The 12,316-nt window shown below is 61.5% G+C and carries 11 protein-coding genes; 6 read left to right on the top strand and 5 right to left on the bottom strand.

What is annotated here, in order from left to right:
• Window positions 1-23 precede the first annotated feature (23 nt).
• Window positions 24-1,382 carry a threonine synthase gene (gene thrC / locus HNQ65_RS09170; RefSeq protein ID WP_184339223.1) on the top strand — a complete coding sequence of 453 codons (1,359 nt, stop codon included), beginning with the start codon at window positions 24-26 and terminating at the stop codon, window positions 1,380-1,382.
• A 55-nt stretch (window positions 1,383-1,437) separates the two neighbouring features.
• Window positions 1,438-2,016, top strand: a complete 579-nt coding sequence (locus HNQ65_RS09165) for a hypothetical protein (protein WP_184339222.1) — start codon at window positions 1,438-1,440, stop codon at window positions 2,014-2,016.
• A gap of 131 nt (window positions 2,017-2,147) precedes the next feature.
• On the opposite strand, the gene argA is transcribed toward HNQ65_RS09165, so the two are convergent.
• Genes argA through HNQ65_RS09150 form a run of 3 tightly spaced genes read right to left on the bottom strand, consistent with a single transcriptional unit; the run spans window position 2,148 to window position 5,149 of the window.
• Window positions 2,148-3,494 carry an amino-acid N-acetyltransferase gene (gene argA, locus HNQ65_RS09160; RefSeq protein ID WP_184339221.1) on the bottom strand — a complete coding sequence of 449 codons (1,347 nt, stop codon included), beginning with the start codon at window positions 3,492-3,494 and terminating at the stop codon, window positions 2,148-2,150.
• A complete protein-coding gene (locus tag HNQ65_RS09155; RefSeq protein WP_184339220.1) occupies window positions 3,478-3,762 on the bottom strand; it encodes a hypothetical protein in 285 nt (94 codons plus the stop codon). The genes argA and HNQ65_RS09155 overlap by 17 nt, the downstream gene beginning before the upstream one ends.
• Before the next feature lies 1 nt (window position 3,763).
• On the bottom strand, window positions 3,764-5,149 hold the full coding sequence (locus HNQ65_RS09150; RefSeq protein ID WP_221306092.1) for an MFS transporter: 1,386 nt from the start codon (window positions 5,147-5,149) through the stop codon (window positions 3,764-3,766).
• 184 nt (window positions 5,150-5,333) lie between these two features.
• Here HNQ65_RS09150 and HNQ65_RS09145 point away from each other — a divergent pair, with 184 nt between their 5' ends.
• The gene (locus HNQ65_RS09145) at window positions 5,334-6,062 is read left to right on the top strand and encodes a peptidoglycan recognition protein family protein (protein ID WP_184339219.1); all 729 of its coding nucleotides are present in this window, start codon (window positions 5,334-5,336) and stop codon (window positions 6,060-6,062) included.
• Window positions 6,063-6,068: 6 nt separating this feature from the next.
• Complete coding sequence (locus HNQ65_RS09140; RefSeq protein WP_184339218.1) at window positions 6,069-6,995, top strand: hypothetical protein; 927 nt, start codon at window positions 6,069-6,071, stop codon at window positions 6,993-6,995.
• Between the two features lie 7 nt (window positions 6,996-7,002).
• On the opposite strand, the gene HNQ65_RS09135 is transcribed toward HNQ65_RS09140, so the two are convergent.
• On the bottom strand, window positions 7,003-7,929 hold the full coding sequence (locus tag HNQ65_RS09135) for a dihydrodipicolinate synthase family protein (protein ID WP_184339217.1): 927 nt from the start codon (window positions 7,927-7,929) through the stop codon (window positions 7,003-7,005).
• Between the two features lie 67 nt (window positions 7,930-7,996).
• Between HNQ65_RS09135 and HNQ65_RS09130 the strand changes: the two genes are divergently transcribed.
• Entirely contained in the window at window positions 7,997-9,316 is a 1,320-nt protein-coding gene (locus HNQ65_RS09130; RefSeq protein ID WP_184339216.1) for a PQQ-binding-like beta-propeller repeat protein, read from the top strand.
• A gap of 278 nt (window positions 9,317-9,594) precedes the next feature.
• On the top strand, window positions 9,595-10,104 hold the full coding sequence (locus tag HNQ65_RS09125; RefSeq protein WP_184339215.1) for a hypothetical protein: 510 nt from the start codon (window positions 9,595-9,597) through the stop codon (window positions 10,102-10,104).
• Between the two features lie 3 nt (window positions 10,105-10,107).
• Here the strand turns inward: HNQ65_RS09125 and HNQ65_RS09120 are convergent, their stop codons facing one another.
• Window positions 10,108-12,297, bottom strand: coding sequence for a M60 family metallopeptidase (locus HNQ65_RS09120; RefSeq protein ID WP_184339214.1), 2,190 nt, complete (start codon window positions 12,295-12,297; stop codon window positions 10,108-10,110).
• Window positions 12,298-12,316 lie beyond the last annotated feature (19 nt).

Genomic DNA, 12,316 nt, shown 5'->3' with positions numbered 1-12,316 from the left:
AATGCATCCCCCCCTCGATTCGCATGCACTACCTCTCCACCCGCGGCCAGACGAAGCCGCACACTTTCTCTGAAGCCGTTGAAGCTGGTCTAGCTCCCGATGGCGGCCTCTTCCTGCCTGAAAAGCTTCCCTCCATCGCCGACAAGCTGCCTGCGTGGTCAAAGCTCACCTACCCCCAGCTCGCGGCCGAGTTCTTCACCCTCTTCGCTCCCGAGATCAGCACCGAGGAGTGGCACCAGCTCACCGCCGAGGCCTATCGCCGCTTTGATTCGCCGGACGTCGCCCCGCTGAAAAAGATCACCGACAAGACCTACATCCTCGAGCTCTTCCACGGCCCCACCCTCGCCTTCAAAGACTTCGCCCTGCAGCTTCTCGGCCTGCTCTACAAGCGCCAGGTCGCGCACAGCGGCAAGCGCCTCTCCGTGCTCGGTGCCACTTCGGGGGATACCGGCTCCGCCGCCATCCACGGCTGCCTCGGTCGCGAGGGCATCACCATCTTCATTCTCTATCCAAACGGCCGCGTCGCTCCCCTGCAGGAGCGTCAGATGGCCTGCACCGGCGCCGAGAATGTCTTCGCCATCCCCGTGCCCGGCACCTTCGACGACGCCCAGCGCGTGGTGAAGGACGCCTTTGGCGACACCGCCTTCGCAAACTCGGTCAATCTCTCTGCCGTCAATTCCATCAACATCGCCCGCGTGCTCGCACAGTGCGTTTACTACATCTGGGCCTGCCTCAGACTGCCCGAAGAAGCTCGCGCTACAGCCGAGTATGTCGTGCCCACTGGCAATTTTGGCAACGTCCTCGCCGGATGGCTTGCACAGCAGATGGGCATGCCCGCTGGCAGCTTCCGCGTGGCCACCAATCAAAACGACATCCTGCATCGCTTCTTCTCCAATGGCGAATACCGCCAGACCGACGTGCACCCCAGCCACGCCCCCAGCATGGACATCCAGGCCGCGTCCAATTTCGAGCGCTTCCTCTACTACATCCTCGGCCAGGACTCCGCTCGCGTGCGCGAGGTCATGTCCCAGATCAAATCTGGTGCCCCCTTCAGCATCCAGCTCCCGCAGACCTCCCTCCGCTCCACTCGCATGGACGACGAGCAGATCGTCCGCGTCATTGCTCAGATGTGGAAGGACTGGCACTACGTGCTCGATCCCCACACCGCCTGCGCCTTCACCGACATGGCTCAGGATCGCGTCAGCGTCGTCCTCGCCACCGCCAGCCCGGCCAAGTTCCCGGACGTCGTGCAGCAGGCCACCGGTACCGAGCCCACTCACCCCACCCTTGAGGCCCTGAAGTCAAAGCCCCTCAAGACTTGGCCCATGGCCGCGGACGTCGCGACAGTCCAGGACTTCATCCGGCAACAAACAAGTCACTGAAGCAGGGCTTGACCTGAAGGGCGGCGGACGAGTTTAATCGCATCACCTCGATTTCATGAATCCGCTGTCCTTTCTTCTCGATCTCCCCCATGCGGTGGATTTTTCGCCCTATCTCACCAAGGGCGTTGATGTCGGCAATGGCATCAAGCTCATGGTCGGCTACCAGTACACCTACCCGCTCCTGATCGGCGGGCCGCTGCTGCTTATCGCAGCATGGGTCTTGGTAAAAACCATGTACGCACGCACCAAATTCTTCGCCATGGAGTTCGGCAATGCTGGATTCTTCGGCCGCATCAAGGTCATCGCCCCTAGCCTTGCCCTCGGCGGCTTCCTTCTGGTGCTTGGCGCGGCTCTTGGCTGGTTGGGCTGGCAGTCTCAGGGCTACTCAGTCACACTCACCGCTCAGGGCGTGCATCAGGTGTCGCGCAGCGGCTCCGCGCTTTATGCCTGGGCAGACGCCACCAGCGCCTCAAAGCGCATCAAATCCACCGAGTTCTGGGTGGTTTTTGCCCAGGGCAGCCTCAAATGCCGCGTCGAATTCCAGCAGCGCTACATCGGCGAAAAGCTTCAAGATAAAGCCATCGCCATCACCGAAAACGCCCTCGCCTATTCCCAGGCGCAGCGCGTCGATTAGAGATCAGCTCACGAAGAAGGGGGATTTCGTTCCACCCAGCGCTCTGGAGGAGGGGGATCGTCCCGATCCCTCACGCATCCACATCGCCCAGCGTTTTCAACAAGGTATTCAGACCAGGTCTGAAACCCGCACTACTTCAGCGCCTTCACCAGCACCTTCGAGTTCCGCCCGCTCTTGTCATACTTCTCACGCCGGCTCAGCGGCAGTGCATCAGGTCCGGACACGGTGTAGCCCATCTTTTCCTCAAAGAAGCGGAACGCCTGGGTGCTCAGCGCAAAGAGCACCTCGCACCCTCTCTGCCGCGCCTGCTCCTCGGCAAAGGCCACCAGCTTGCGCCCGTGATTCTTGTTCTTGTGTGACCGCCGCACAAACAGGCACGCCAGCTCCGCGATCTTTCGGCCATCCTCCTCGTAGGTATGCACCGCCACAGAGCCGACCGGATTGCCGTCGAGCTCAAACACAAAGAAGTCTTTGATCCGGGACTGGATCTCATCGCGGCTTCTCGGCACCAGCGCCGCATCGTCCACGCTCTGCTGCATCATCGAGAGCAGCGCAGGCACATCCGAGGCACGTGCCTTCCGGATCTGTTGGTAGTCGTCGGCATGGATCATCGTGCCCACGCCTTCATTGGAGAAGAGTTCCGCCAGCAGCGCCTCGTCCTGCGTGCCATCCACGATGTGCACACGCGGCACGCCTTCCTGGCAGGCCAGGGCGGCATACTTCAGCTTCGAGAGCATGCTCACGTCATGCCTTGCCTCCTTGCGCTTGTGGATCTCACGGGCCTCCGCCACAGAGAGCTGCTCCAGCCGCGTGCCATCCGTCGCCGTGATGCCGGACTCCGCCACAAAGATCACCTTCGCCGCCTTCAGCGCTATCGCCACTTCCACCGCCACCGCGTCGGAGTTCAGCCGCAGCGTGGCACCGCGTCCGTCATAGCCCAGCGGCGGCACGATTGGGATGATGTCCGCCTTCAGCAGCGCACGCAGAGACTCCTCATCCACGCGCTCAATGCGGCCCGTGTACTCCAGGTCGATGCCGTCGATCACTCCCGCAGGATGCACCGCCAGCGCATTGGAAATCGCCACCGGCATTTCCAGCGCGGTCAGGTCGGCCATCAGGTCGCTGCACTGCCGCATCACGGCTTCTTTGGCTATTTCCAGTCCGGCGGCATCCGTGCGGCCCATGCCGTCGTCATTGCTCAGGGGCACGCCCCGTTTCTCCGCCAGCGTCCGGATCTGCGCCCGTGCACCAAACACCAGCACCACCTCGATGTTCAGGGACTGCAGCACCGCCACGTCCTGCAGCAGGCTCGCAAATCCCGGCTGCGTCATCAGCGCACCGTCAAAGGCGATCACGAAGACACGCTGCCTGAACTGCGGCACATAGCGCAGGATGCCGCGCAGGTCTTCGAAACGCTGGAGGGGTTTGGCGGGGTCGTTGTTGGTATTCACTGCCTGGCCGTCAAGATAGCACAACACCGGCGATTTCGTCCCAAAGTTTGTCAATCTCCTTCGGTCCGTGAGAGGGCTTCCCGGCTTTCGCAAACCAGTAGTCCGCATTCCATTGGTCCCCTTCGATCACATGCAGCAGCGCATGAATCCACGAGCCCATCTTCGTATGAATGTCCTGCGCGATGTTGTGCGCGGCATCCCAGTTACCCTGCTTGGCATGCCACAGCGCCAGCGCCTCCGGCGAAATCGCCTCCGCTGCAGCCTGCGTGGTGGTCTTGAGTTCGGCAGCGGTCATTTCAGTCGTCCTCAGGCAACGGTTTGCCCTTGGTTTCAGGTGCAAATGGCAGGATGAAAATGCCCAGCAGGAAGATCACGCACATCGTCATGGCTGCGTAGCGCAGAGGCAGCGCAGGGTCCTGGGCAGCAAATTTGCCATAGACTCCCGAAGTCAGCGTCGCGGAGAAGAAGCTGCCACCAGCAGCGGCAAAGCGGCCCAGGTTGTAGCAGAAGCTCGTGCCCGTGCTGCGCAGCTTGCTCGGGAAGAGCTCAGGCAGGTAGATGGCAAAACCGGCAAACACGCTCAGCTGCGCCGTGCCCATCAGGAACATCATCCAGCGGGCGGAGATCGGATCGCTCATCTTCCAGTAAACCAGGAAGGTCGCGGTCAGCGCGGCGCTGAATCCCAGGAAGAAGGCCAGTCGGCGCCCCAGCTTGGCCACGTTCGTGAAAAGCGTCATCCCCACCGCCGCACCCATCATGTTCCAGAGATACGCCACGGAGATCGCGTTGTTCACTTCCGCCGCGATCTTGTCAGGGGCCGTTCCCGCCTTTTCAAAGTACTGCTTAAAGGCCACCTTCTGCAGGTCCACCGCATACTCGCCGATGGCCCAGAGTCCCACCACGCCCGTGCTCGCGATCACCGCGCCCACGAGCAGGTTCTTGCGCCACCGCGCGCTGGCCAGCAGGCTCGCATATGGGGCCAGAATGCTGCCCTTGGGCAGTTGATTCGTGTCCTTCAGGTGCTGCCAGGAGGCAGGCTCTTTCAGGTAGCCGCGGGTGAAGATGATCATCAGCGCAGGTGCCGCTCCGATCAGGAACATCCAGCGCCAGCCGGACCCGGCGGTGATGGTGTGGCTCGCTTCCAGGGAGTCGATGCCGATCTTGGCAAAGCCGGCCGTGATGTTGCCGATCGTGGACAGGATTTGCAGCAGCCCCAGGCACTGCGTGCGTGCACCATTGGGCACCGTTTCAGCGATCAAGGCCACCGCCAGGCCAAAAACACCACCCACGCCGATCCCCGTCAGGAAGCGGAAGATGGTGAAGTCGAGCTTGGTCTTGCTGAAGTAGCTCAGGCCGGTGAAGGCGGAGTAGATCAGAATCGTCAGCGTCAGCATCCGGGCGCGTCCATACTTGTCTCCCAGCGCTCCAAAGATCAGTCCCCCCACACCCCAGCCGATCAGAAAGCAGGCCGTGACCACCTTGCCAAAGGCCTGCAGATCAGGATTCGTCGGCGGCAGCTTCATCAGCTCCACCAGCGCGGGAACACGGGCCAGTGAGAACAGGCGCTGGTCCAGGCAGTCAAAGAACCATGCGGCTGAGGCCACAATCAGGACAAACCAGTGGTAGCCGGTCAGCTGCTTGTACCAGGGAGCGGTGGAATCGGGAATGGACGGGGTGCTCATGAAGCGCGGATGTTGAATGACGTGCGGCGGGATGACAATCCCGAATTCACACGATTCATGCCGCCGCAGGGAGTCAGATTCTTTCACGGATCTCGGCTTCAGTGGCTGAACTTTCAGCCTTTTAAATTCCGGGTTGCTTCAACATGCGCGTTGAATTTTGAGCTTCGGCCCACTACAAAGTCTCATGCGCAGATACGTCGCACTTCTCCTTCCACTGGCCCTCGCTTGCATCGTCGTTGCCTGCGCCACATATGACGGCTCGCGCGTCGCGCGCTGGGAGTCGCGATTCGCCCCCGTGCCTCATGGCGTGCTGACTCCAGACCAGCTGCTCGCCGAGACACACGTCAAGCTCGACATCATCCCCGCTGGCACCGTGGGCCGCCGCTACTACCGGCCCATGAAGCCGCGCTACATCACCATCCACAGTACTCAAAACTACACCGGCAATGCCTACCAGCACGCCCTCGCGCTCAAGCGTGGCGCGCTCCGCGCCCCCAAGCGCAAAGGTGGCAACCGCATCGGCTTCCTCACCTGGCACTTCACCGTCCAGGACGATGTAGCCATCCAGCACCTCCCCTGCCGTGAGCAGGGAGAGCACGCTGACTTCGACGGCGTCGGAAACAACTACAGCATCGGCATCGAGATGTGCGAACACAACGGCAACGACATCGCTCTCACCATCGACCGCACCGCCCGCCTCGCCGCTTACCTCATGCGCGCCTACGACATCCCCCTCAGCAATGTCGTCCCGCATTACCACTGGCCGCGCTATGGCGTTTCTCCGCTGCACAAAGACTGCCCGCATTTCCTGCTCGAGCGCGGCAGGCCCGGGCAGACCTGGCGCTGGTTCCAGGGCCGCGTGCAGTTCCACTACAACCGCATGCTGGCAGGTCCTGCCACCCCCTTGGGCTGACCTGCCATGAAAGCCGCCCTGCTCCAGCTTGTGCTCCTTCTCGCGGGCCTTTCCGCCTCTCGGGTGCAGAGCTCGGAGCCATGGCCTGAGAAGTCCGTTCCCAGCAAAAGCACGCAGGTCGCCATCCTTGAGGACAAGCGCATCAACGAAAGCTCCGGGCTCGCTCTCGGCATTCGCGATCCCTCGGTCTTCTGGACCATGAACGACTCCGGCGGAGAGCCCTGTGTCTTCGCCATCGACCGCAGCGGAAAAACCCGCGCCAAAGTGCGTGTGCGCGATGCCGCCAACTTTGACTGGGAGGACATCGCCTCCGGCCAGGACTCGGACGGCACCCCCACGCTCTTCATCGGCGACATTGGCGACAACTTCTTCATCCGCTCCACCATCCAGGTCTATCAGATCCCCGAGCCCGCCATCCGCGCTCCCGGCCAGTCCGTCGAAGAAACCGAGACCGCAGAGCCGGTCATCTGGCGTGCCAATTATCCCGACGGCCATCAGAACGCCGAAAGCCTCCTCGTCCACCCACAGACCCGCCGCCTCTACGTCCTCACCAAGAGCGACGACGGCAAATGCGCCCTCTACGCCTTCCCGCAGCCACTGCAGCCCAAGGTCAGCATGACCTTGGAAAAGGTCGTCGACCTGACCTTCCCTCAGCTCATCCGCGCAGGAAAGCGCCCGCATGACAACTGCATGACCACCGCCGCCTGCTTTTCTCCAGATGGTACCCGCATGGTCGTCGCCACCTACAGCAGCCTCTACGAATGGCAGCTCCCCAAGGGCAAGCCGCTCTCTGAGGCCCTGTCGCAGCCCCCCATCCGTATCGAGCCCGACATGCTCCGCCAGCTCGAAGGCGTCTGCTACGACACCGACAGCCGCACCCTCTGGCTGACCAGCGAGCATCTGCCCACACCGCTGCTCCGCGTCACACGTTGAGTTCGGGTCACTTCACCCACTCAAAGAACCCCATGGCCTCCAGCTCGCCATGCAGCTTGTCTTTCTGTGCAGGTGTCAGCGTGTTGTTCGGCAGTCGTGCAGGTCCCACATCTACGCCCAGCATGCTCATCACCGCCTTGGCCGCACCCATGTAGCCATAGCTCGCCAGCGCACTGATGATCTGCACCCCGCGGAACTGCTCCACCCGCGCCGCTGCAAAATCATTCTGCGCAAACGCCGCCAGCAGCCGCGAGTAAATCGGCGCCGCAAAGTTGAATCCGCTTCCCACCGCTCCCTTCGCGCCCATCGCCAGCGCACCCAGCATGTGCTCATCGCAGCCAAACGGCACATCCCACGCTCCACCATCAGCTCGCAGGCAGTACTGGTACGCCATCAGGTCCGGGTTCGTAAATTTCACTCCCGCCAGGTTCGGAATGCGCTCACGCGCCTGACGCAGAAATTCGGGCACCGGCAGGTTCACTCCCGTCATCGAAGGAATGTCATAGTAGTAGAAAGGCGTTTCCGGCGCCGCCGCCGCGATCTGCCCCATCGTCTCCACCAGCATCTCCACATTCTTCGGTTTGAAATACATCGGTGTCAGCGCCGCGATCGCCGCCGCCCCCAGTTCCTCCGCCTGCTCCGCCAGGGTCTTCGCATCCGCGACACAGTTCGCTCCCACATGCACCACCACCCGCATCTCGCTGCCCTTCGTCACCGCCATCCAGCATTTCGCCAGCAGCAGCCTTTCCTCCAGCGTCAGCGAATGGCTCTCTCCCGTGCTGCCGCCGATGAACACAAGGTTCACCCCCTTGCTCTGTAGAAAAGCAGCCTGCTTCTCCACCACATCAAGATTGAGTGCACCATCGGGATGAAAGGGCGTGTGCGTGGCCGTCACGAGACCGTGCAGGCGTTGGGGGGCGGGCAGGTTCAGCATAATGCACCAAACCTGCGGGCTGCCAGATTCTCTGCAACATGAATCCGGGTGGTGAGTTTGTTTGTCCATGCGCACCTTCAGCCTGTTCCTTCTCCTGTTCACCGCAGCACTTCATGCCGACGACTGGCCCCAGTGGCTCGGCCCTCAGCGGGACTCCGTCTGGCGCGAATCCGGCATCATCGACACCTTTCCAGCCGGCGGCCCTCCCGTCCTCTGGCGCGCAAAAATCGGCGGCGGCTACACCGGCCCGGCCGTGGCCGATGGCAAAGTCTATCTCATGGACCGCCAGGTCGCGGACAAAGCCAGCGTCCCCGGCAATGCCTTCGCCCGCGGCCTCATTCCCGGCACCGAGCGCGTCCTCTGCCTCGATGCCAAATCAGGTTCCGTCATCTGGGAGCATCGCTACGACTGCACCTACACCATGAGCTACTCCACCGGTCCGCGCTGCACCCCGCTCGTCAGCGGCGGCAAAGTGTGGACCCTTGGCGCGGAGGGGAACCTCCTCTGCCTCGATGCCGCCACCGGCAAAGTCCTCTGGTCGCACGACTTCAAATCCGAATACGGCGCCAAGACTCCCATGTGGGGCTTCTCCGGTCATCCGCTGCTCGACGGCCAGCGTTTGCTCTGCCTCTGCGGCGGACCCGGCAGCGTCGCCGTTGCCTTCGACAAAGACACCGGCAAGGAGCTCTGGCGCGCCCTCGACGCACGCGAGCCCGGCTACGGCTCACCCATCATCATCGAGGCCGGCGGCACCAGGCAGCTCATCCTCTGGCATCCGCAGGCCGTGAACTCCCTCGATCCCGCTACCGGCAAAGTCTTCTGGTCCCATCCCTGGGAGGTGCGCTTCGGCCTCACCGTTCCGACCCCACGCCTCGCTGGCGATCTCCTCTTCTTCACCTCCTTCTACACCAGCTCCAAATGCTTCAAGCTCGACGCCTCCAAGCCCGAGGCCACGCTGCTGTGGGAAGGCAAAAGCTTCAGCGAAAAAAACACCGACACCCTCCACAGCCTCATCAGCACCCCCTTCATTCAGGACGGCCACATCTACGGCGTCTGCAGCTACGGCCAGCTCCGCTGCCTCAAGCTCGAAACTGGAGAGCGCCTCTGGGAGAGCATGGCTGCCACCACCGGCGGCCCGCTCGTCCGCTGGGCCAATGCCTTCATCATCAAAAACGCCGACCGCTTCTTCCTCGCCAATGAACAGGGCGACCTCATCATCGCAAAGCTCTCCCCCAAAGGTTACGAGGAGATCGGTCGCGCCCATCTCCTCAAACCCACCACCACCGATCCCCGCCGCCCCGTCGTCTGGTCCCACCCCGCTTTCGCAAACAAGTGCGTCTTCATGCGCAACGACGAAGAAATCATCTGCGCCTCCCTGGCGAAGTGATCAGCTGCCGATTGGCTAATCACCCACAGCCTCCGCAAAGGGCGCCAGCATAGTGGTCCGCACAGTCCTCTGTGCGGCTCGCGCCATCCATCGCCCGCTCTCCTCCCAATCCCTCCGCGCAACCCATCGAAACAGGCCATTCGCACATGCAGTTCACCCTCCCACCTCACATCCCCTTCGGTGCCCACATCTACCTTTTGCCAGTCAATGCATATTCATACGCAATGACGCAGAGATTGTATGTGCGGCGTTGGCCAAGTGATGTTTGATTCGCTCGCATGCCTCAATTTGTACATCTCGCCGATGATCGTGAAATCAGCATGATCAAAAAGGGTAGAATCAAAGCTGCCGAGATTTTTGGCAGGAGCAAAAAAGCCGTATTCGCCACACCCGTGCTTCAGAATTATTATCAGTCGCATCAATGGCTTCGTGAGCTGAAACGCAGGGGTATCCGAACCATATCCGCTGTGCAATTCCGTGTGGATGACGACATGCCGGTATCCGTTGGGCGCTATAACGAAGAACACATCGAAACGACTGCTGGGGAGTCAGTGCGTATATTCATGGAGCACACCACGGGACTTGGGCTCGAAGTCATTTTTTCAGCTTCTATTCCCGCGAAAAACATCACGCGGATATACACGCCTGACCAGGTGACTGGCTGGCGTTATTATCCTGAGTCACATTCCGACGGAAGGAAGCCCTGTGGCTGCCCCTATTGCCAGAAGGGGCAGATCAAAAACCGCAAATTGAGAGAGGCCTATGAGGCTGATTTGCGAGACTGTTAGACCTCACAGTCCCTTCGGCATCCACACCTCCATCTTCGCCACCTCCGCCTTCGCCGCTGAACTCACCGGAATCCCCCATGCCTCAAAAAACGGCCCCAGGTTCTTGTTCGCGATCTTCGAGTAGCGCACCAGAAACTGGTCACGCCTTTCATCGTCCCCCTTCGGCGCAGGGCCAAACTTCGGATCGTCAAAGCTGTACAAATACTTGCGCCAGCTCTCCCACCCAAACTCCTGCACCAGCTGAATGTAGGTCGTCAGCGCCGTGAAGGGATCGCTCTTCCACACCTGCCATTTGTTCGAGGCCTTCTTGATCTTCTGGATATGCTCCTTGCGCGCCTCTTCGGAGATGGCCCCATGCCCGATCAGCCAGTCCTTTTTCAAAACCGCCTCATAGCAGTACATCCCGATGACGTTGTTCGTCACTTCGCCCGTGCCATCAAAGGTGAAATCCCCACGCTGATGATTGTGGCCGATCTCATGGTAAAAGCCCCAGCCCGGAAACTTCAGCTTGCCAAAGGTCGTCATCTCCGGTGCGGCGCTCGTCGGGATCATGATCGGGTACCCGCTGTGCATGTAGCCCGCGCTGATCTGCACATCCGCCACGATTCTCTCAGGCCGCTTGCGTTCGGCAGTCTGGTTCGTGATGTCATCCTGCGCCTCCACCACCTTCTTCCAGAACTCCATCAGCTGCGTCGGGTTGTTGATCGCACGCGCCACCTCCGTGGGGCAGCTCAGGATCAGCTTGTCACACGCCAGTTCCGCCCACGGGGCAGGGCGCTTCTTGATCTCGTTCCACTTCGCATCGTCATCCTGACCCAGCACAAACAGCGGCGCGGGCACCGCGTTTTGGATCGCTGCCGTGAAAGGCTCGTCATCCTTCGCCCGTCCCGGCACCTCGATGTAGATCAGCCCGCCAAACGCGCTCGCCGTCTTCGTCGTCGCCGTGGCCAGCGGCACGCTGCGCGTGATGTCCGGCGCACGCTCCCACTTGTCCAGATGGTAAAGCGTGTCGCTGTGGCAGCCGATCCTCACCGCATATCCTTTGTCCGCCAGCTTCTCCGGCAGCGTCACCGTGATCGTCTCTCCCGCCGCCGCATACAGTCCGGTGCTGGTCCAGCCCGGGATGCTTGGTGTCACCTTCACCTCGCTGGACACACGCGGTGAATCCGCAGGCACCTTGCCTGGAAAGGCCACATGCGCAGGATGCGCCGCCACGCCTTCACCCGAGGCCAGCCTCAGCACCCGCGTCTCCATTCCCAGCCGCAGCCTCTGCGCAGCATGCTTCTCGGCAGTCAGCGGAGCCTGTGCTGTGGGTATCGCAGCATCAGCACCCGCGTTGCCCAGCGCCGCCAGCACAGCCGTCTTGAGATTGCTGCGGTCTGGCGGTTGCGCTGCCATGGCGATCTGGATCGCATTCGTGCCCTGCTTCATCTGTTCCGCCGTCAGTGCCGGTCCGCCATCGCGCTGCTTCTTGATCGCCGCGATCGCTTCAGACGCATTCATCATCGCCGGCAGTTCCGTGCGCGCTTCAAAGCCCCGCAGCTGGTCAAAGGCGCTCATGTCCGTGATCGCGATCCCCGCAGGCATCAGCGCCTGATTCAGTCCATGGGACACCGCCAGGTCTTTCCCGCCGCTCGTCTGCCCAAAGGCCCACCCCGTCATCCCGCCGATGAACCCACCTCCTCCCTTCACATACTCCGCCACCGCCGCGCCCTCTTCATCGCTGATCACGCTCTGCATGTTCACGATCACCACATCGTAGTCGTTGAGGCTTTTTTTATCCACGGTGTTGAACGTCTCCGCCTTGATGCCGTTCAGCTTGTTCACTCCTTTGACGCCCACGCGTGGCTTCTCCTTGTTGCCCGCCCACTTCACGCAGTTCTCCACCAGCTTCGCATGATCCCCGCCCTCATTGCCTGCGAGGTAGCTGTTGTGGCCAAAGAGAATGATGCGCCCCTTGCCATACCCTGCCGCCGCCGCCACAGCGATCTCCACTCCCTCCTTGTCCGGAGCCGCCAAAATCGGAAACGCCATGTTCCCCCAGATTCCAATCGGCCCCGGCGCTCCCGCCTTTGGCACCGATTTGACTCCCTCCAGGATTTTACCGCGCTCGGCATTCACGAGCGCCGGAGGCATCTGAGCATGGAGAACCCCGGCAAATGCCAGGAGGACAAGAAGAGTGGCTGATTTCATGGTTGGATTGGAAAAAAGT

Source organism: Prosthecobacter vanneervenii (assembly GCF_014203095.1).
Taxonomy (GTDB): domain Bacteria; phylum Verrucomicrobiota; class Verrucomicrobiia; order Verrucomicrobiales; family Verrucomicrobiaceae; genus Prosthecobacter; species Prosthecobacter vanneervenii.
This window is presented reverse-complemented; position numbering and strand designations above follow the sequence as displayed.